21 protein-coding genes are annotated in these 19,987 nt (G+C 63.7%); 7 read left to right on the plus strand and 14 right to left on the minus strand.

Annotation, left to right across the window (positions count from 1 at the left end; all coding sequences use genetic code 11):
• Window positions 1-2: 2 nt before the first annotated feature.
• The 3 genes from AC3RCG_RS16230 to AC3RCG_RS16240 form a co-directional block, all read right to left on the minus strand.
• The gene (locus AC3RCG_RS16230; protein ID WP_121669576.1) at window positions 3-1,397 is read right to left on the minus strand and encodes a class I SAM-dependent methyltransferase; all 1,395 of its coding nucleotides are present in this window, start codon (window positions 1,395-1,397) and stop codon (window positions 3-5) included.
• Window positions 1,398-1,660: 263 nt separating this feature from the next.
• The gene (locus AC3RCG_RS16235) at window positions 1,661-2,686 is read right to left on the minus strand and encodes an AraC family transcriptional regulator (RefSeq protein ID WP_492401228.1); all 1,026 of its coding nucleotides are present in this window, start codon (window positions 2,684-2,686) and stop codon (window positions 1,661-1,663) included.
• Entirely contained in the window at window positions 2,686-3,594 is a 909-nt protein-coding gene (locus AC3RCG_RS16240) for a GGDEF domain-containing protein (protein WP_492401226.1), read from the minus strand. The genes AC3RCG_RS16235 and AC3RCG_RS16240 overlap by 1 nt, the downstream gene beginning before the upstream one ends.
• A gap of 308 nt (window positions 3,595-3,902) precedes the next feature.
• On the opposite strand from AC3RCG_RS16240, the gene AC3RCG_RS16245 reads away from it, so the two are divergent.
• Window positions 3,903-6,440, plus strand: a complete 2,538-nt coding sequence (locus AC3RCG_RS16245) for a TonB-dependent receptor (protein ID WP_492401225.1) — start codon at window positions 3,903-3,905, stop codon at window positions 6,438-6,440.
• Window positions 6,441-6,454: 14 nt separating this feature from the next.
• Window positions 6,455-8,314 carry a phytase gene (locus AC3RCG_RS16250; protein ID WP_492401223.1) on the plus strand — a complete coding sequence of 620 codons (1,860 nt, stop codon included), beginning with the start codon at window positions 6,455-6,457 and terminating at the stop codon, window positions 8,312-8,314.
• 219 nt (window positions 8,315-8,533) lie between these two features.
• Here the strand turns inward: AC3RCG_RS16250 and AC3RCG_RS16255 are convergent, their stop codons facing one another.
• Window positions 8,534-8,944, minus strand: coding sequence for a hypothetical protein (locus AC3RCG_RS16255; protein ID WP_492401221.1), 411 nt, complete (start codon window positions 8,942-8,944; stop codon window positions 8,534-8,536).
• A gap of 91 nt (window positions 8,945-9,035) precedes the next feature.
• On the minus strand, window positions 9,036-9,527 hold the full coding sequence (locus AC3RCG_RS16260) for a hypothetical protein (RefSeq protein ID WP_492401220.1): 492 nt from the start codon (window positions 9,525-9,527) through the stop codon (window positions 9,036-9,038).
• 214 nt (window positions 9,528-9,741) lie between these two features.
• Between AC3RCG_RS16260 and AC3RCG_RS16265 the strand changes: the two genes are divergently transcribed.
• The gene (locus AC3RCG_RS16265; RefSeq protein WP_492401219.1) at window positions 9,742-10,620 is read left to right on the plus strand and encodes an EamA family transporter; all 879 of its coding nucleotides are present in this window, start codon (window positions 9,742-9,744) and stop codon (window positions 10,618-10,620) included.
• A gap of 103 nt (window positions 10,621-10,723) precedes the next feature.
• Complete coding sequence (locus tag AC3RCG_RS16270; RefSeq protein WP_492401218.1) at window positions 10,724-11,158, plus strand: c-type cytochrome; 435 nt, start codon at window positions 10,724-10,726, stop codon at window positions 11,156-11,158.
• Between the two features lie 46 nt (window positions 11,159-11,204).
• Here AC3RCG_RS16270 and AC3RCG_RS16275 read toward each other — a convergent pair whose 3' ends face one another.
• From AC3RCG_RS16275 to AC3RCG_RS16295, 5 genes are all read right to left on the minus strand, one after another.
• Complete coding sequence (locus tag AC3RCG_RS16275; RefSeq protein WP_492401216.1) at window positions 11,205-11,555, minus strand: hypothetical protein; 351 nt, start codon at window positions 11,553-11,555, stop codon at window positions 11,205-11,207.
• Window positions 11,556-11,567: 12 nt separating this feature from the next.
• The gene (locus AC3RCG_RS16280) at window positions 11,568-11,831 is read right to left on the minus strand and encodes a DUF378 domain-containing protein (protein ID WP_083287945.1); all 264 of its coding nucleotides are present in this window, start codon (window positions 11,829-11,831) and stop codon (window positions 11,568-11,570) included.
• 212 nt (window positions 11,832-12,043) lie between these two features.
• On the minus strand, window positions 12,044-12,574 hold the full coding sequence (locus AC3RCG_RS16285) for a GNAT family N-acetyltransferase (protein ID WP_492401215.1): 531 nt from the start codon (window positions 12,572-12,574) through the stop codon (window positions 12,044-12,046).
• A gap of 7 nt (window positions 12,575-12,581) precedes the next feature.
• Complete coding sequence (locus AC3RCG_RS16290; RefSeq protein ID WP_070218423.1) at window positions 12,582-13,154, minus strand: helix-turn-helix domain-containing protein; 573 nt, start codon at window positions 13,152-13,154, stop codon at window positions 12,582-12,584.
• A 32-nt stretch (window positions 13,155-13,186) separates the two neighbouring features.
• Window positions 13,187-14,086, minus strand: coding sequence for a LysR family transcriptional regulator (locus AC3RCG_RS16295; RefSeq protein WP_070218424.1), 900 nt, complete (start codon window positions 14,084-14,086; stop codon window positions 13,187-13,189).
• A gap of 107 nt (window positions 14,087-14,193) precedes the next feature.
• Between AC3RCG_RS16295 and AC3RCG_RS16300 the strand changes: the two genes are divergently transcribed.
• Together AC3RCG_RS16300 and AC3RCG_RS16305 are read left to right on the plus strand one after the other, a co-directional pair.
• Window positions 14,194-15,270, plus strand: a complete 1,077-nt coding sequence (locus tag AC3RCG_RS16300) for a YeiH family protein (RefSeq protein ID WP_492401213.1) — start codon at window positions 14,194-14,196, stop codon at window positions 15,268-15,270.
• 107 nt (window positions 15,271-15,377) lie between these two features.
• The gene (locus AC3RCG_RS16305; RefSeq protein ID WP_070218425.1) at window positions 15,378-16,019 is read left to right on the plus strand and encodes a LysE family translocator; all 642 of its coding nucleotides are present in this window, start codon (window positions 15,378-15,380) and stop codon (window positions 16,017-16,019) included.
• 2 nt (window positions 16,020-16,021) lie between these two features.
• Here AC3RCG_RS16305 and AC3RCG_RS16310 read toward each other — a convergent pair whose 3' ends face one another.
• A complete protein-coding gene (locus AC3RCG_RS16310; RefSeq protein WP_492401212.1) occupies window positions 16,022-16,786 on the minus strand; it encodes an alpha/beta fold hydrolase in 765 nt (254 codons plus the stop codon).
• Between the two features lie 88 nt (window positions 16,787-16,874).
• Here AC3RCG_RS16310 and AC3RCG_RS16315 point away from each other — a divergent pair, with 88 nt between their 5' ends.
• Window positions 16,875-17,633, plus strand: coding sequence for an AraC family transcriptional regulator (locus AC3RCG_RS16315; RefSeq protein ID WP_492401211.1), 759 nt, complete (start codon window positions 16,875-16,877; stop codon window positions 17,631-17,633).
• On the opposite strand, the gene AC3RCG_RS16320 is transcribed toward AC3RCG_RS16315, so the two are convergent.
• From AC3RCG_RS16320 to AC3RCG_RS16330, 3 genes are read right to left on the minus strand one after another with little or no spacing between them, the layout of a single operon-like run.
• Entirely contained in the window at window positions 17,630-18,271 is a 642-nt protein-coding gene (locus AC3RCG_RS16320; RefSeq protein ID WP_070310660.1) for a CatA-like O-acetyltransferase, read from the minus strand. The two genes, AC3RCG_RS16315 and AC3RCG_RS16320, sit on opposite strands and share 4 nt — an antisense overlap.
• A gap of 37 nt (window positions 18,272-18,308) precedes the next feature.
• On the minus strand, window positions 18,309-18,698 hold the full coding sequence (locus tag AC3RCG_RS16325; RefSeq protein ID WP_492401209.1) for a DUF5071 domain-containing protein: 390 nt from the start codon (window positions 18,696-18,698) through the stop codon (window positions 18,309-18,311).
• A 13-nt stretch (window positions 18,699-18,711) separates the two neighbouring features.
• Window positions 18,712-19,932, minus strand: a complete 1,221-nt coding sequence (locus AC3RCG_RS16330) for an MFS transporter (protein WP_492401207.1) — start codon at window positions 19,930-19,932, stop codon at window positions 18,712-18,714.
• Window positions 19,933-19,987 lie beyond the last annotated feature (55 nt).

Raw genomic sequence — 19,987 nt, forward strand, 5'->3', positions numbered from 1 at the left:
GATCAAGGAATGCTCACTTCCGCAAACACATTCACGCCCGTGGCGTCGACATAGATTTTCGGGTCCCTTGCATGCTCGGGCAGCAAGGCCGACAGGCCCGCTTCATTGCGATAGATCAAATGCCATTCCAGCAAATGCTCCATGCCGAACTTGCCCGGATTATCCGCGTGCACATTCGTCACCAGCAAACGCCCGCCGGGACCCACGCGCGAGGCGAAGTGCATCAGCAGGCGCGCGCAGACCTTGTCGGACAGATAGTCGAACAGGCCGGCGCAATACACGGCGTCAAAACTGCCGGGCAAACCAGTGGCGCCCGAACCGTGGCGGCGCTTGAGCAGGTTGTGCACGGAATCGTGCACATAATCGATCTCGACCACGCGCCCCGTGCGCTGCATGATGGTGGTCAGGCGCGCGCGCGTCCAGTCCAGCGTCTCGCTGCTGAAGTCGACCAGTTCGAAGGCCAGCCATTGCGCATCGGGGCACGTTTCCAGAAAACGCTGCACCTCGATGGCCGGGCCGCAGCCCACGTTGAGCACTTTATACACACGCCCGGCGGCGCGCGCCGCGGCCGCCTTTTGCGACAAAAATTCCGTCAGGATATCGATGCGGTTGCGGTGCGCCGTCGCCACGGCCGCCTGCAGAAAGGCCGCATTGACAATCTGAAAGTACGTGCTCGGACCCTGGCGCGGATCGTCGAGCAGCTGGTTGACCATCTGGTAGTCGCCCGCATAGCCGAGCGGCTTGGTAAACGTGCGGAAGACGAACGGGGCGCGCAGGATCAGCGGGTGCAGCGCCGCCTGGGCGAAGGCGCGGTGGGCCGGCGCCCGCTCTTCCTCGACCAGCGAGGCTTCCACCTCGAGCTGGCGCAGGTAAAGCTGGGTCTGTTCCATCAGCGGCAAGGCCAGCTCGTCGAAGATATCGGGGCGCAGGCGGCCGTTTTCCTTGGGCAGCGAGTCGGACAAGTCGACCTGCTCGACCCAGCGCGCCACTTCCGACAGGAAGGCGCGCATTTCGTTGACGACGATCTGGTAGTCGCGGCGGATGCGGAAGCGCTCGCCCCAGCCGGCGACAAAGGCGCTCGACTCTTTCAACACGGCGCCCTTGACGACGACCACATCGCTCAGCTCGCGCCACTCGTCGATCAGGGTCACGGAAACGATGGCGGTCAGGCCCGTGTTGACGCTGCTGATGACGACGGCCTTGCCGACGTAGGCGTTTTTCGCCCCCATGCGCACGGTCACGTCATTGAGCACCTCGCTGACCTGCACAATCGAGTATGGATTATAGATTTCCATGACCAGCGAATTGCGCTGCAAGTTGAAAATCGTGCCGCGCACCGCCTCACCCTGGGTGTTGCGGAAACTGACGACTGGATCGATCTGCGATTGTGAATACACGATTGAGCATTATCAAGTTGCCCGGTTTCCGGCGCACCACACTGGTGACGCCAGTTTCCAGGCTGGGTTAAGGCACGGCACGCCGGTTGTCTGCCGCCGGCCCGCCATCGTGATGGCGGTATTGTGGCGTCGCGTGACGCCGTACCGGAGCGCCTCAAAGCGCGTCTGTCCGCTCTCTGATCGAGTGTACTATGGATGTAGCAGAACGGGCAATTGTTCCCTCAGGAACGACCTTGCGTGGCGCCGGCGCGCAACGCCGGCGATCATCCAGCCACGAACAGGGCCAGCGCGTGACGCAATAATTGCGGCGTTTGCCCCGTCCAGCGTTTGAACGAGCGGCGGAAGTTGGTGGCATCATGAAAGCCGAGGTAGGCGGCCACGGCATCGTTGTCGTAGCCATGCGCCTGGAACAGATAAATCGCCTTGTGCGCGCGCACCTGATCGAGCTCGGCCTGGAAATGCGTGCCATGGCGCGCCAGATGGCGTTTCAGGGTGGCGGGACTGACGCCGAATTCCTGCGCCGTGCGCTCCAGGGTCGGTGCGCAACGGATATTGAGCAGCAGGTAGTCGTACAGCGCACCGAGCAGGCTCACTGCCGGCACGGGCGCCAGTGCCGCCGCGCGCAAGGCCAGCGCCGCCGCCGTGGCATTGCCGCGCGGCCAGGGCTTGTCGAGCCAGCTCGAATCGATAAGCATGGCGTCCACCTGGCAATCGAAACGCAGCGCCTGGCCCAGGTGCACTTCGTGCTGCTCCACGTGGCGGGGCCGCGCGCGGTTGAAACAGAAGCGCCATGGCAAGGACTCGCCCGCCAGCCAGCGGCACATGGCCGCCAGCGCCGTCATGTGCATTTCCACCAAAAAAGGCAGCTGGCTGGGCGCGCCGAATGCATCGACCCAGTACAGCACGTGCATGTCGCCGGCCTCCCGCAAGCGCGGCTGCAGCAGCGGACACAGCAAGGTATGAAAATCGCACAGGATGGTCAAGGCCTGGCGCAGATTCTGCGCCTGCAGCAAGGCATGGCTGGCGGCGCCGTAATGACCCGGCAACATTTGCTGGCCCAGCATGAAGCTGGTGTCGGCACTGTCGAGGCCACGCGCCACGTTGGCCAGCAATTGCAGGTATTGCGCGGCGCTCACCTGGCTTTCCGCGGACGGCAGCGCGCCGCCGTCCAGGCCCGTGCCCTTAAGCAGCGGCGCCGTGGCCAGGTCGCGGCTGCGCGCATAATCGAGCACCAGCGCCGGCTGGTGATGGGCCGCGATGCTGGGGTCGCCCTGCTGGTTCAGCGGCATCAGGCGGGCGCGGCGCTGCCGGCCCTGGGACTGGCGCTGCGGCCCGGTGTTTCTACGGCCCGGCTCAGCTCGGCCAGCACCACTTCCGGCACGCCATCGGTGAGCGAGCACGCATGCCGCAGGCTCAGGCGGATTTCGCGGTTGTCGTTGGTGTGGTGGCGCATCTGCCCCACCATGACGCACAGGTGGCGTGCGCGCACGGCCGCATCCTCGCGCGACACGCCCGGCATCAGCACGGCGAAGCGGTCGCCCGCATAGCGGCACAGCAGATCGTCATTGCGCAAGTTCAACAGCAGCATGTGGCCCACGGCTTGCAGCACGCGGTCGCCTTCGCGGTGGCCGTATTCGCGGTTAATCAGGTGAAAGCTGTCGATGTCGAGCAAGACCAGCGCGCAATCGAGGCCAGGCCGGCGTTCCTGCTCCAGGCGCATCTGCGTGCGCAGGTAGCTGGCGTCGGCCAGCTGCGTGATGCGGTCGAAGGCGCGGTGGTCGCGGAACAGGCGTTCGCGCTTTTGCAGATGTTCGTTCAGGCGGAACTGTTCCTGGCGCCAGTAATACATGCCGATCGTCAGCACCAGCATGCCGAACGGGATCAAGGCTTCCAGCCAGTTATCCCATACTTCCTGCTTGTCGATGGCGAAGAATTCATCGAGGCAATCGGCCCAGGACCCCAGCATGATGGAGCACAGGCCGCCGGCGATCAGGCTCGTCACCCGTCCACGCGGCCGGCTGCTGAGGGTAAACAAAAACCAGATGCCCGCCATGACGGCCGTGCCGCCTTCGCAGACGATATCCATCCACTTCCAGACGGCAAACGGTTTAACGTGGCCCAATGTGGCGTACAGGAACAAGAACAGGGGCAAGGCCAGTGCGGCGGCAATCAGGCTGTTACGGTGCAATGGCAGCATGTGGGAAAACCTTTAAAAGTGGTGCTGCCGCCACGATAGCGCCTGCCCATGACGGCACGATGACATGCCGCGCTCCCGTGCGGCAGGTGCAAACGGCTCATCATTACCATGGACTCCCATGCAAATACGGCGAGCCTTTGCCCATGCGCCCTGCGCCGGCAGGTCATTTCAGCTCACCCCGGTTCATTTCCGGCCGGAAAGCGTTCACCCGCCGTTGTTTTCAGGGTGGCAATCGATTGCCTGTCACGCAACCGTCATATTTGCTGCCTAGAATCCGCCCGGTTCCTTCCTCCCTAACCGAGCTCTTCATGAAAACCACGCACACATCGTTCCCCTCCCCGCTGCGCCTGACGGCCCTGTCCCTGGCCATCATGGCCGTCTTCAGCGGTCAAAGCCATGCGCAAGCACAAGATGCGGCTGGCCAGCCGGCCGCCACCGTGGTCGTCAGCGGCCAGCGCGCCAGCCTGCGCAACGCCATCGCCGCACAAGAGAAAGCCGACAACATCATCAGCGTCATCAGCAGCGACGATATCGGCGGTTTGCCCGATAAAAACGCGGCCGAGGCGCTGGCCCGCTTGCCGGGCGTGTCCGTCCAGCGCGACCAGGGCGAAGGCCGCTACATCACGGTGCGCGGCCTGGGGCCTGACCTGAATGCCGTCACCATCAACGGCGCGCTGGTGCCGTCGCCGGAAGCGGGCCGCCGCGCCGTGGCGCTCGATATCCTGCCTGCCGGCCTGATCCGCACGCTGGAAGTCTCGAAGACCTTGCTGCCGGAAATGGACGCCAACTCGCTGGGCGCCACCATCGAAGTGAAATCTCTGTCCGCCTTCGACTTGCCGGGCAAGCTGCTGTCGGCCAACGTGGCCGCCAGCCATGATGAAAAGACGGGCAAGACCAGCCCCAGCGGCGGCGCCCTGTGGGCCCAGCGCTTCCTCGACGGCAAGCTGGGCGTGGCCGCCGGCCTGAGCGCGGAAAAGCGCTCGTTCGGCTCCGATGACGTGGAAACGGGCGGCGCCTGGAGCAAGGGCAAATTGTCGGGCCTGGAATTGCGCGACTACCTGCCCGTGCGCAAGCGCGGCGCCCTGGCCGTCAACCTCGATTACCGTCCGGAAGCGGGCAACAGCTGGTTTTTGCGCTCTTTTGTGAGCGAATTTTCCGACGATGAAGTGCGCGACCGCCTGACCATCAGCAATATCGCCGGCGGCAGCCTGGCCGAAGGCCAGACGGCCAGCGCGCGCGCCGAACGCCGCATCCGCCAGCGCAAGTACACGCAGCAAGTGCGCTCGCTGGTGCTGGGCACGCAGCAGAAATCGGGCGACTGGACCCTGGACGTGAAAGGCGGCCTGAGCCGCGCCACGGAAGACACGCCGGAATCCTTGAACGACGGCCGTTTCCGCGGCCTCAGCAATTTCGCCGGCATCAGTTTCAATGGCACCGAGCAACCATTGTTGAGCGGCCCCGCCTCGCTGTACGATCCGGCCAGCTACGCGCTCAACGCCATCACCCTGCAAAAGCGCTATTCGAAGGACAATGAACACCATGCACGCATCGACCTGGCGCGCAAGTTCGACATCGCCACCCTGAAATTCGGCGCCAAAGTCAGCCGCCGCGAAAAAACCAATGACACGGATCAATGGGCGTATAACAGCAGCAAGGCTTCCAGCGGCAATTACTGGGGCGCCGGTTCCACCTCGATGAGCGCCTTCGTGCAGGGCCACAATCTCGATTACGATCTGGGCAACATCGGCGTGGCGCTGGACCCGGCGCTGATACGCGCCAGGGTCGCCGGCCTGGACCGCGACAAGGCGCGCCTGGCCACGGAATCGATCATCAACGATTACCGCATGCATGAAGACATCAACGCCATGTATGTGCAGAACAGCTATGATTTCGACGCCTGGCACATCCTGGGCGGCGTGCGCGCCGAGCGCACCAGCTTTGAAGCGGCCGGTTCGCAGGTGGACAGCGCCGGCGTCGCCACCGCCTTGACGCGCGAACGTTCGTACACCAATTGGCTGCCGAACCTGCAAGCCCGTTATGACGTCGATCAAAAGACCAGCGTGCGGGCCGCCTGGACGCAAGCCGTGGTGCGCGCCAACTTCAGCCAGCTGGCACCCGGCATCAGCCTGGCCAGCAACACGGAAGCCGTGATCGGCAACCCGGACTTGAAACCCTTGAAAGCCAACAACCTCGACCTCGGTATCGAGAGAGTCCTGGGCAACGACGGCGTGATGTCGGCCTACGGCTTCTACAAGGACATCAAGAATTTCACGTACACGACGAACCTGGCCGGCACGGGAGCTTGGACGGGCTACACGACGGCCACCTCGTATGCGAACGGCGACGCGGCGAAAGTCAAGGGCATCGAACTGGCTTACATGCAGCCGCTGCGCATGCTGCCGGCGCCATTCAACAAGTTTCTCGTCGGCGTCAACGGCACCTTGAGCACGTCTAGCGCGCAAATCGGCCGCTACGACAAGGCGAGCAAGCAGCAGATGAACCGCGACATCCGCCTGCCGGGCCAGTCGAACCAGGTGATGAACTTGATGCTGGGCTATGAAACGGGCCCGGTCAGCGCCCGCCTGGCCCTCAACTACAAGTCGCCCTACCTGCTGGAAATGGGCGGCGATATCCTCGATCAAAGCCAGGACCGTATCGTGGACAGCCAGAAACAGCTCGACTTCTCGCTGTCCTACCAGATCAACAAGCAGTTCCAGGTGACGTTCGAGGCGGCCAACCTGAACAACGAGAAATACTATGTCTACCAGGGCACGAAGCAATACAACGTGCAAAACGAACAATACGGCCGCACCTTCAAGGTGAGCCTGAAAGCCAGCGCCTTCTGATGATTGTCAATAACATGAAAAAAACCGTGCTCTGCAGCGCTTTGCTGGCTGCCTTTTGCCTCGCCGGAATCGCGCAAGCCGCCCCCGCCAACGCCCTGCCGTCCTTTACGCAGGAAGCGGAAGAACTGGCACGCCTGCCCGGCGGCGGCTGGCTGACTTTGGACAAGCACGGCTTGCGTCTGTTCAATGCGGCCGGCCAGGAGCAGGACCGCATCGCCGTGCGCGCCAAGCAGCTCGACACGCGCATCGATGGCAGCAAGGTGCTGGCCGTCTTCCTGGAAGCGGACACGCAGCGCCCGCTACCCGTCTCCGTCGACGTGCAGGCGGGCAAGCTGGTGAAACTGGCGCCGTTTCCGGTGCCGACGTTTTCCGTGGAAGCATCGTGTTTGTACCGCGACGCCCAGCAGCTAGCTCATCTGTTCTTGATCGGCAAGGATGGCCAGGCGGAACAGTGGGTGATGCAGGGCGAGCAGCGCAGCCTGGTACGCAAACTGGCCCTGCCGCCGCACGCCAAACATTGCCGCGTCGACGATGGCGCCCAACGCCTGCTGGTGAGCGAGTCCAACATGGGCGTGTGGGCGTATGAGGCCGATTCGGAAGGCATGGGCAAACGCGAAGTGGTGGCCCTGCGCAAGCCGTACGGCCAACTGGAAGGCGGCGCCGGCGCCCTGGCCGTGCTGCCGGGCGGCATGGCCGTGCTCGACGGCAAGGCGGACAAGCTGCACCTGGTCACGCATCAGGGAAATACATGGATGGCCCTGCCGGCCCAGACCGTCGCCTTGAACGTGCGCAAGGGCGACAGCCAGCTGGCGCTGGACAAGGACGCCTTGCTACTGCGCGGCAAGAACGGTTGGCAGGCGCGGCCCTTGAAATGGGCAGGCAAAGCGGAAACGCAGCCTGCGGTGGCCATCATCGCCCCGCAAGCGCAGACGGAACCGATGGCGCGCCAGGGCGACGCGGCCGACGACCCGGCCATCTGGCTGTCCAGGAATCCAGCCGATGCGCGCATTCTCGGTACCAACAAGAAACAGGGGCTATTGGTCTACGACCTGCAAGGCAAGCAGACGCAGCTGCTGGAAGTGGGACGCCTGAACAACGTCGACGTGCGGCAAAACATCCAGTTGGGCGGCAGCAAGGTCGACCTGGCCGTGGCCACCCAGCGCGACGACAACAGCATGATGTTGTTCACCATCAATGCCAGCGGCGAGGTGGCGGAAGCGGGCCGCTTCCCGACCGGTCTGAAAAGCATCTACGGCATGTGTTTATATCAACCGGCCGGCGGCGGCGTGCAAGCGTTCATCAACGACAAGGACGGCACCTTCCAGCAATACCGCATCGGCCTGGAAGGGGGCAAATTCAGCGCGACTCTGTTGCGCAGCTTCAAGGTTGACACCCAACCGGAAGGCTGCGTGGCCGACGATGCCAACGCCAGACTGTTCCTGGGCGAGGAAACGCGCGGCATCTGGACCACCTCGGCCGACGCCGCCAAACCGGACGCGCTGACCATGGTCTTGCCCGTGGGAGCGCACCTGACGGCGGATGTGGAAGGCATGGCCATCTACCGCCAGCCAGGCGCCAAGCCCGACACCGGCTATCTGATCGTCTCCAGCCAGGGCGACAGCAGCTATGTCGTGCTCGACACGCAAGCGCCGTACAAGGTGCGCGGCCGCTTCAAGGTGGGCTTCAACTTGCCCGCCGGCATAGACGGCACCTCGGAAACGGATGGCCTCGACGTCACGTCCGCCAACCTGGGCGGCGCGTATGCGCAAGGCATGCTGGTGATCCAGGACGGCTACAAGCGCTTGCCCGATGGACCCCAAAACTTCAAGTATGTGGCATGGGGGGATGTGGCGAAGGCCTTGAAACTGGACTGATGCAATCGGGGCGGCCAGCACAGGCTGCCCCAGTTCACGAAGTAGGTCGCAATAAATTATTGTGATTTCTGACTTCCATAACCGGCGCTCTGCGGCGTTATCCGCTGCTAGCAGTGCCTGCACTGCGTCGCAACGGGCGCCTTGCAGCGCATCCCGTTCTGTTCGTCATAACTTCACAATAATTTCCCACGACCTACTTAGCTGCGCTGAAGATTGCCGCTAGCTTATGCGCGGCATATCGATGGCGAAAGGCAGGTTTTTGCCAAAAAATTCCACCTTGCCCGTGATGGCCAGGCGCTGCGCCGACAATTCCACCAAGCGTAGATCGGCCACTTCGCGGTATTCCATCATGTAGAGCGCGGATTCGCAGTCCGTATTGCCGGCGTCAACGGCAAGCATCTGCACGGGTCCGTCATCCGTTCCCGCGACGAGCAAGCCTTGCAAAAGGAAGGACGGCGGATACAGCGCCCACGACCAGGGCGCATCGTCGTCTTCCGTCAGCCGCATGAACACCTCGTCGTCGGCCTCGATCCTGATATTGATTTCCCGCATGCCATCGACACGTGGCGCCAGACTGATGTGTGATTTCGCGACATCCACTTCAAAATTGGTGTCGCCGATACGGAACACAGTCATTGCCCTGCTACTCCTGTAGACGCGTTAATTATACGGCTCGATAGAACGCCTCCCCATCGGCCAGCAGACAGCTGCGTGGAATGCATCAATCGCCCTGTTGTTGCCAGACCGCCTTGCCGCCCTTGATATAAATCAAGGCACTGGCAGAACCCTCTTTCGCCACCACGATCCCGTCCGTTTTCAGCCGGAGCGATTTTTCATGGTAGCTGCGCTGGAGCGAGCCCTTGTCTTCCACCTGCCACACTTCCAGCCAGGCGAAATCGTCGCCGCCGTTGGACAATGCGTGACCCGCCCCCACGATGAGCGGCGCCGTCTTTTGCCGGAACAGGAAGACGATGCCCTCTTTCTTGCTGTCCTTGTTCTTGATCAAGACAGCCAGGTCGCCCTTGCCGTCGCCGTCGAAATCGCCGCGCAGGACGAAGGGGTTTACCCGCGCGCTGACCTCGATCGCTTCGCGCTTGGCCACGCTATCGAGCTGTTGCGTCGCCCAGACCGGCAATTGCGCCTGCGGTGGCAAGGCCTCAGCCCCAGCCCCAGCCATGCCAGCGGCAAACACCAAAGCGACTGTCACTGCCATGCTTCTGCAATTCATAGAGCGGCTCCATAGAGACAAAGAATCGTTGGCGGCACCCCACTGATCAGTGGGGTACTGGCAGAATAACATTATCAGAAAATACTTGCACTATTGCAACAGTGTCCGCTCCGTATTGTCGCCAGTACGGGCGGATAAATGCCGTCCGTTGCTGATCTGCCAGCGACTGGCGGCCTGTTGCGTATTAAAATGGCGCCCCATGACCTCCCCCGCCTCGACCTCCCCCCTGCCCGACAGCGTGCTGCTCCCTTCCCTGGCCGTCCTGGGAGGGCAGATTTCCGTCAATCTGGGGGCGGCGATAGCGAAAAACCTGTTTCCCGTCATCGGCGTGGAAGGGATTACGGCGTACCGCGTGGGGTTTTCGGCGCTGATCCTGCTGGCCATCTTCCGGCCGTGGCGCTACCGGCTGACGCGCAAGGATGTGCTGAATCTGCTCGTCTACGGCTCCGTGCTGGGGTTGATGAACTTGCTGATTTACCGGGCGTTTGCGCTGATACCGATCGGCATTGCGGTGGCCATCGAGGTGACGGGGCCGCTGGCCGTGGCCATGCTGTCGTCGCGCCGGCCCCGCGATTTGTTCGCCGTGGCGTGCGCCGTGTTCGGTTTATATTTGCTGCTGCCGCTGCAGGGCAGTCCGGGCAGCCTGGACCCCGTCGGCGTGGCGTATGCGCTGGGCGCGGCCCTGTGCTGGGCGATGTACATCATCTTCGGCAAGCGCGCCTCGACCTTGCAGGGCGGCCAGGCGGTGGCCTGGGGCATGACGGTGGCGGCCATGGTGACGGTGCCCATCGGTGTCGCGTATTCGGGCACGGCCCTGCTGGCGCCATCGATTGCGCTGATGGGCCTGGCCATTGCCATGCTGTCCAGCGCCCTGCCGTATTCGCTGGAAATCTTTGCCCTGCGCCGCTTGCCGCAAGGCGTGTTCGGCATGTTCAGCAGTGCGGCGCCGGCCGTCAGCGCGCTGGCCGCCATGGCCGTGCTGGGAGAATTGCTGAGCCTGACCCAGTGGCTGGCCATCGCCTGCATCGTGTTTGCGTCGGCCATGGCGGCGCTGGGCGCACAGGGCGGCAAGCGCTAGCGGTATTGCATCCATCGTGCGCCGCTTCCTCGTATCCATGTCGTGCTGGCGGGCAGGTTTTGATGTGCGCCTGTAAAATGCGTCATCGCTTGCCACGCATTGCATGCCCGCCTCACCGATGACATCCACCTTTCTTTGTCGCCTGCTCTCCCCTCTGGCCGCTGCAGCCCTGCTGCTGGCGCCAGCAGCCGTCGCGCAGGCTGCCGCTCCCGCCCCCCTCACCGGCAATGCCGAAGCGGGCAAGGCAGCATTTCGCAAATGCGCTTCCTGCCATCAGGTGGGACCATCGGCGCGCGGCGGCTTCGGTCCCAAGCTGACGGGCGTGATCGGCCGCAAGGCCGGCGCCACCACCGACTACAAATACTCGGCGGCCATGAAAAACGCGAATATCATCTGGACCGAGCAAAACCTGGCCGCCTTCCTCAAGGCGCCCAGCGATTTCATTCCCGGAAACAACATGCGCTTCTGGGGCATCGGCAATGCGCAACAAGTGGCCGACTTGCTGGCCTACCTGCGCACGCAGCAAGCCGTCCCATAACGCATGCATGGACAGCCGGACACCGCATACAGCTCATGACGCCAGCTCAAGCCTCCAGCGCTTGCAGCACACCCTTGCGCTTCTTGTGTGCCGCCTCATAAGCGCGCAGCCGCTTGCGCTGGGCAGCGGACAGGCTGCCCAGCTTGTCGCGGATCTGCGCCACCGTCAGTTGCTGGTAGCCAGCGATGGGCAAGTCAGGTGGTGACGCCTCCGGGGCAGCGCCGCCGGCTTTTTTCCGCTCCTGCGCTTGCCTGGTTTCACCCGACTGCGCCCTTTGCTTGTTCACGATGCGCGCCGCAACCTCTTCCTCGCGGCCCGGGTAACGTCCTTCCTGCTTGAAATCGCGTTCCAGCTTCTTGAATTCGCGTTCACGCTTGGGGCTTGCACCAACAGGCATGTATCCTCCCGTCTAGGATTTGGCCGGGAACTTGCGCAGGCACAGGTAAATGGAATACAGCGCCGCCAGCCCCACCAGCACGTACACGCCGCGCGAAGCCGCCGTCATGGCACCGAGGATGCGGGCCACGATGTCGATATCGAACAGGCCCACCAGCGCCCAGTTCAAGCCGCCCACGATCAAGAGGATCATGGAGATCCAGTCGACCACGTTCAAGCGCTTTGCCGACATTTCCTGTTTTGCCGCACCGTCCGATCCTGCCTGGATATTTGCCATATCAGCCTCCTGTAAGAAGAAAGGACCCGCCGCCGGGTCTATCAAAGAACAGTGTAGGCGCGGCACCGGCACACGCCAGTCGGACGATGCCGGGTATCGAGGTAGGACGGTTCTGTAATCAGACGGGTGATTTTATCTGGCAACAAGCCAGCCGACATTGGCTGGCAGCGGCAACATGCGGTCCTTGCAGTGCCCGAGTTCTTCTTGCCAGGTCATTGCTGCAGCTGCTTGTACAGGATGGTGGTGGCGTCCAGCCGGTCGCCGGCCGGCGCCAGCGCGTAGGCGGGGATGCTGCCCGCCACCACGTAGCCGAGCGACAAATACAGCGCTTGCGCATGGTCGCCGCTGCGCGTGTCCAGGGTCAGCAGGCTGCACGGCAGCTGCCGCGCCTGTTCTTCCAGCGCCCGCATCAACTGGCGGGCGATGCCATGCCGGCGGAAAGCGGGCGCGACCAGCAGCTTGCGCACTTCGGCCCGGTGCGCCTGGTTGGGATTGGTGTCCCAGTCCAGCTGCACGGCACCCGCCACCTTGCCTTCCACTTCGGCCACCAGCAGCAGGCGCACGCCGCGCGTGACGGCCGGCAAGACGTTATCCGTCCAGAAAGCCTGGCTGGCCGCCGTATCGAACGGCAGGATAAAACCGATGCTGGCGCCGTCGTGCACGCAGTCTTGCAGCAAGGCGCCCAGTTCCGGCAGGCGTACAAGAATATCGGCGGACGAAAAATGGCGTAGCGATGGGGACATATCAACCTCAGACGATGAACAAAAAATAGCGGGCGCCGCTGTCCGGCGGGGTCGTAAACGCGCTGGCGCCGTGCAACTGGTAGCGCAGGCAATCGCCGGGCAGCAAAGCGTGGGAGCGGCCGTCGACCGTCACGTTGAGCTTGCCCTCCTGCAGCAGCAGATGATGTTCCATGCCGGGCCGGGGCGAGGCGGCGTAGGCGATCGTCACGCCCGCACCCAACTCGCATGCGAGCGCTTCGCCGGCCAGCGCGCGCGACGGGGGCGAGACGGAGCGGCGGACAAAGCCGGTGTCCGGGTCCGTCCACACGGTTTGTTCCGCCCGCAGCAGCAGGGGCGGAAAATCGTCCTCGACCATGCGCAGCAAGCGCGACATGGCCAGGCCATACGCGGCGCACAGCTTGCCCAGCACGGCTGTCGTCGGGCTGACTTCGCCATTTTCCAGGCGAGACAGGGTAGCGCGGCTGACCTGGCTCAAGTGAGCCAGCTGGTCCAGCGACCAGCTCCGCTCCACGCGCAACTGTTTTAATCGCGCGGCCAGGCGCTGTTCCGTCTCGCTCTCTGTGAGTATCGAATTTTCCATATAAGGGAATTTATTCCATATATGGAAAAACGTCAAGCCATGCGCGAGGCGTGGCGGCACAGTTCCAGAAAACCTGTCAAACGGGGCGAGAGGATCTTTTTGGCTTGGCGGATCAGATAGAAATTGCGTTCCAGGGGCGGCAGCATGGTTTCCAGCTCCACCAGTTGGCCGCTGGCCAGCAAATCGGCCACCACCACCCGCGACAGGCAGGCGATGCCGAGACCGGCCGCCGCGCCATACTTGATCGCTTCCGAATTGCTGAACTCGCCTGCGGCGCGCAGATAGTGCAGGTACGGCACCAGCGCCTGCTCCACGGCTTCGCGCGTGCCCGAGCCCGCCTCGCGCAGCAGCCAGCCCGCCTGGTTCAGCTCCGCAAAGCTGAGCAAATGGCGCAGCTGCGCCAGCGGGTGCGTGGGCGCGGCCACGATCAGCATCTGGTCCGTCAGCCACGGCTCGACCAGCAAGCCCGCTTCGTGACACGGCCCTTCGATCAGGCCGATATCGACACGGAACTCCGCCACGGCGGCCGCGATGTCGGCCGTGTTGGCAATCGTCACCTGCGGGATGCTGCGCCCGTACTGCTGCGACGCCTGGGCCAGGATCTGCGGCAGCAGATAGATGCCGATGGTCGTGCTGGCGCCGATCTGCAGGCTGACGGGCACGGACGGGTCGGCGCCCGCAAACTGGCGCTCGATGCTGGCGGCCGCGTCGCGCATCTGCCGCGCCTGCGGCAACAGCAGGCGGCCATTGTCGTTGAGCAGCAATCGCTTGCCGACCCGGTCGAACAGTTGCGCCCCGAGCAGGGCTTCCAGCTCGTTCAGGGCCGCGCTGGTGGCCGATTGCGACAGCGCAATCTGCTCGCCGGCCGCGCTGGTGCTGCCCGTGTCCGCCACGGCCAGGAATATCTGCAGTTGCCGCAAAGTCAAAGCCATCTTATTTACCTATTTTTTAGGTCAAACATACAAAAACAATCCGTTTTACCATTTAATCGACAAACTGTACAGTCATGCCATACGAACCATGAACCATGGAGTACGGCATGTCTTCTCTATCAACAACTAATACCACCAGTTTCAGCGACCGCTATGGCCGCCTCCTGCCCGGCCTGCTGCTGAGCGGCCTGATCGCCTGGGGCGCCATCGCGCTGGGCAAGCTGGAATGGATGCAAAGCCACGGCATGAGCGCCCTGACCCTGGCCATCATGCTGGGCATTGTGCTGGGCAACAGCCTGTATGGCAGCCTGGCGCCCACCTGCGGCGCGGGCGTGGCTTTTTCCAAGCAGACATTATTGCGTCTTGGCATCATCCTCTACGGATTCCGCTTGACGTTCCAGGATATCGGCCAGGTGGGCTTGGCCGGCATCGCCATCGACGCGCTGGTGCTGGCGTCCACGTTTGGCCTGGCCATGTTCCTCGGCACCAGGGTGTTCAAGCTGGAACGCAACAGCGCCATTCTGATCGGCGCGGGCAGTTCGATCTGCGGCGCGGCAGCCGTGATGGCGACGGAGCCCGTCGTCAAGGGGCGCAGCGAGGACGTCACCGTCGCCGTCTCCACCGTCGTGGTGTTCGGCACCATCGCCATCTTTTTGTATCCCGTGCTGTACCAGCTGAACCTGGGCTGGCAAGTGCTGGGCGCCACGCCCACGGCCTTCGGCGTGTACATCGGTTCGACCGTGCATGAAGTGGCGCAAGTGGTGGCGGCCGGCAAGTCGATCGGGCAAGAGGCGGCGAATGCGGCTGTGATCGCCAAGATGGTGCGCGTGATGATGCTGGCGCCGTTCCTCGTCATCCTGTCGGCCCTGCTGACGCGCGGCAAGGCCAAAGATGGCGGCCACGACAAGGCGGCCAAGCTGGCCATCCCCTGGTTTGCCTTCATTTTTATTGCCGTGGTGGCCTTCAATTCGCTGGGCTGGCTGTCGGCCCCGGTGGTAGCCGCCATCACCGACATCGATACGGCTCTGCTGGCCATGGCCATGGCGGCCCTGGGCTTGACGACGCATATGTCGGCCATCCGCCGCGCCGGCATCAAGCCCCTGCTGCTGGCCGGCCTGCTGTTCTGCTGGCTCATCGCCGGCGGCGCGGCCATCAACCATGTGGTCGCCAGCCTGTTTGCCTGACCTTGAGCCGGATTCAGGCCGGGGCCGCTGACACGGGAGCCGAAAACTTCGTACAATAGACGTGTTTTGACTTCCCAATCCGGCTTCGGCCCCACCCAGGAACATCCATGCACCTCTCGAACTGGCTGCTTTTCTGCAGCGTCGCCCTGCTCGTCACGTTTTCTCCCGGCCCGGCCGTCTTGCTGGCCATCTCGAATGCCATCGCCGTCGGCCCCCGCCGCGCGATGATCAGCAGCATGGGCAATGGTTTTGGCTTGTTCATCATTTCCGGCGTGGCCATGGCCGGCATGGGCGTCGTGCTGGCCACCTCGGCCACGGCCTTCATGCTGCTGAAACTGGCCGGCGCCCTGTATCTGGTGTTCCTGGGCATCAAGCAATGGCGCAGCAAGACCAGCGTCGTGGCCGATGCGCCCGTGGTGCAAGGCGCGGCGAATCCAAATTCATTCTGGAAACTCTTCCGCCAGGGCTTGACGGTCGCGCTGACCAATCCGAAAGCCATTTTGTTCTTCTCGGCCCTGTTTCCGCAATTCATCACGCCGGGCGAGCCGGTGGCCATCCAGTTCACCGTGCTGACGACCTCGTTCGTCGCCTGCGCCATGCTGGCCCATCTGTTCTATGCCAACCTGGCGCGCCTGCTGAAAACCCAGCTGGCAACGCCGGGCCGCGCCAAGCTGTTCAACCGCATCACGGGCGGCGCCTTCGTGCTGCTAGGCCTGAGCCTGCTGCGCCTGCGCAGCAAGGCAGCATAAGATCACTGCGCCGATAGAAACGCCTCGATGCTGGCCGCCAGGGCCAGCGGCGTTTCATTCATCGGATAGTGTCCCGCATTACCCAGCACCTCCAGCCGGGCTTGCGGGTACCACGCCAGATACGTGCGGCGCATCAAGTCCGCATCAAAGCGGGGGTCGTGTTCCCCCACCAGCGCCAGCAAGGGCAGTTTCGACGCCGTTGCCTGCACTTCGCCGCTGAAATCCGTCCCGCTCCACGCGAGGAAATAGGCGGCAAACGCGGCCTGATCCGCACTTTCCCACGAGTACTGCGCCTTCCAGTCCAGCCAGCTTGCAGGCAAGCGCCCGCCCGTGCTGCGATCGATGATGGCGCGCCGCGCATCGATGTTCGCGCTGGCATCGAGAAACAGTTGCCGGGCCGGCCCCTGCAGCGCCACGCCGCAGCTGGGCACGGGCGCCACGGCCACCAGCTTGCGCAAACGCAAGGGCGCCAGCAAGGCCAGCCGTTCCAGCGCCATGCCGCCCATGGAGTGACCGACCACGCTGAATGTGGCAAAGCCCAGCGCATCGGCCAAGGCCAGTGCGTCACGGGCGACCTCTTCCATCGAATACTCGCCCGCCACGCCGCGCATGCCGCCATAGCCGCGATTGTCCATGAAGACATAGCTGAAGGCGTCGCCATCGAGGGCCGTTTCCATCGGCGCAAACGCGTGCGCGTCGCCAAACCAGCCGTGCAGGACGATGACGGCGTGGGGGCCATGGCCCACGCGATGATAGGTATTGTGCATATGCATCCTTGAAGGAAAAGTCTGCATGGTAGTGGTACAGGCAACGGCCCGCTTTCGATGGCAGGTCAAATACTGTAGAGTACGGGCCATGGATGATTTTTATACGGAAGTGCCGCGAACACTGATCGCCACGGCGCGCGACTATGCCCCCGGCGAGATATTTCCCAGCCACAGCCATGCGCGCGGGCAATTCGCCTATGCGGCGCGCGGCGTCATCAGCGTGCACACGCCGCAGGGCAACTGGCTGGTGCCGCCGCAACGCGCCTGCTGGGTACCGGCCGGACTGGTGCACGGCATGCGCATGCAGGGCGCCGTGACCATGCACAATGTGTTTATCGCCCCGGACGCCATCGCCAGCATGGATTTGCCATCCGATTGCCAGGTGCTCGATGCCACGCCGCTGCTGCGCCAGCTGCTGGCCGAAGCCGTGACCGTGGAAGCCTTGTATGTGCAGGCGTCGCGCGCCGGGCGGTTGATGGCCTTGCTGCTCGACGAGATCGCCGCTGCCAATCCCCTGCCCCTGAGCGCGCCCCTGCCGCAGGACGCCAGGCTGGCGCGGCTGTGCATGGCAGTGCTCGAACAGCCGAGCCTGGACAGCGGCCTGGACGCGATGGCGGCGCAGGCGGGCATGAGCCGCCGCACGTTTACGCGGCAATTCCGCGCCCAGACGGGGCTGGCCTTTGCCCAGTGGCGCCAGCAAGCGTGCCTGCTGGCCGCCATCACGCGGCTGGCCGAAGGACAAGCCGTCACCCGCGTGGCGCTCGATCTCGGTTATGCCAGCCCCAGCGCTTTTACGGCCGCCTTCCGCCGCGTGCTGGGCCGGGCGCCCAGCGACTATTTAGCCTAGGCAATGATGGCGGCGATGCGCTGCGCCAGCGCCTGCGCCAGTTTCTGCACATGGTAGCCATCGACAAAGCCGTGATGGGCCTGCGCCGAAAACGGTATCCGCATGCGGCCATCGTCCTGCGGCGGGCCGAATTTGCCCAAGGTAAAGGTCGGGATGTCCGCGTCGCGGTGGCGGCAGACCGGGTGCTCGATGGCCGCCAGCTCCAGCCATGGCAAACAGGTGATGAAGATATTGTTGCGCTGCTCCCGCTCGCTTTGTCCCTCGCCCGTGTTGATCAGCGCGGTGCTCGCTTCCGCGATGCGCTTGGCTTCCAGGCTGCGTTCGATGAATACGTCGAGCTGGTCGGTCATGGCAAAACGCGTGTAATTGAGGTTCTCGTCGCTGTTGATGACGGTGTAGGACGCGGGAAAATCGTCGATACGGATCACTTCGCCCTGGCAGATGCGGTACATGAAATTGTCGATGTCCTTGACCGTATTGAGCAGGCAAAACAGGAAAAAGTGAAACACGGGAATGTTCCGTTCCTTGCACCAGGGGCGGAAATCGGGCACGTCGAGCTGGAAATTGATGTTGACGAGGGGATTGTCAAACGCGCGGAACAAATCGTAGCGGTCGCGCCGCTTTTCAAAATTTTTCATGCGGCGAGTGTAGACGATGGAAGTGCTGGCGGGCAAGTCACGCCGCACCAGCGCCGCTGCCCGCCAAAATCTCCCGGGCCACCTCGGCCACGCCTTCTTCCAGCTCGGCAGCCGTTGGCGACAGGGCGAAGCGCTGCAATTGCCCGTCCAGGGCGGCAGCGAGCCCGGGGGAATGGCGCACGATGCCCAGCAGAACAACATATTTCCATTGTTCATCGTCACTGGCCAGCACCGTCTTGAGATACGGAGCCAGGCGCGGACCGATGCCGGCCAGGTAAGGCAGGAGGACGGCGGCCACGGGCCAGTTGGCGTCCTGCACCCACGCGAGGATCTGCGGCATGGCGGGACGCAGTTCTTCCCAGCGCAAGGCGGTCAGGGCTTGCGCATTGTCCGTATCGTGTTTGTCGCGCGGCAATGGCAGACTCATGCGAGGCATCCTGTCATGCGGCGCCGCCATGCGCCAGGCCCCGCTGCACCTTCCACGCCAGCGGCAAGGTCAGCAGCAATACGGCCGCCAGCGCCAGCAAGGCCGTGGGCACGCTCGTATGGTCGCCCAGCGCGCCGAACAGCACGGGCGACAGCGCGCCGCCGCCGATACTGCCCGTGTAGAACAGGGCAAACGCGTGCTCGCGCTTGCCTGGCTCGGCCAGTTCCGGCACCACGCCGTACAGCACGGACGAGGTGCCGTTCAGCGCCAGCCCCAGCAGGGGCAGCATGGCCATGATGCCGGCCAGCGGCAGCCACAGGGCCGCGACGATCAGCAGCGAGGTCATCGATTCCGTCAACCACACGGTCTTCATCATGCCGATGCGCGCGCCCAGGTAGCCGCACAGCAACTTGCCGAAGGCGCCGCCCACGAACAGCAGCGACAAGGCCACGCCGATGCCGGCCGTGCCCGCTCCCTTGCTTTTCAACAAGAACGGCAAGAAGGTGAGAAAACCCATGCGCACGGCGCTGTCCAGGGTGCCCGTCGCCAGCAGCGCGCGAAAGCTTGCTTTGGAGCCGCTGCCAGTGACGGGTTTGACCGCTTTCTTCTGACTGGCCTGGATCTCTTCCGGCTTCGGCAACAGCCACCACAGCAAGCCGGCCGCCGCCAGGCCCAGCAAGCCCAGCAGGGAAACGCTCGCTTGCCAGCTGCACACCAGCAACAGCAAGCCCACCAGCGCGGGAATCAGGGTCTTGCCGATATCGCCCGCAAAGTTATAGTGCGACAGCGCTTCCTTCACGCCGCCGCCCGCCTCGTGCGTGTCGGTGACGATGGAAGACGCCAGCGGATGCTGGGTGCTGGCGCCCAGGCCGCCCAGCAGCAAGGCGATCAGCAGCACGGCCAGGCCGCCCGCCTGCCCCGCAATCAGGTAGGCGATGCCGGCCAGCGCCGTGCCGCCCACCAGCATGCGCTCGCGTCCCCAGCGCTTCGCCAGGCGGCTGGCCAGCAGCTGGAAACCGGCCATCATGCCCGAGTACGACCCGCGCAACAGGCCCACCATGGCGTAGCTGATGGCAAACTGCGCTTGCCAGATGGGCAGCAGCACATAGATCACGTCCGTCAAGCCGTCATGCACGGCATGCGCGCTGCAGGCGGCGAACAGCGAGCGGCGACGGATCGATTTATCGGAGGAAGGTGCTTCGGGGGACAACGCGGCAACGGACGGTTCGGTCATGACTGTGCATGCGGGAAATCAGGAGGCGTCCAGCTTACACCAATTAGCAACTTCG

This window comes from Janthinobacterium sp. GW823-FHT01H08 (assembly GCF_058797855.1).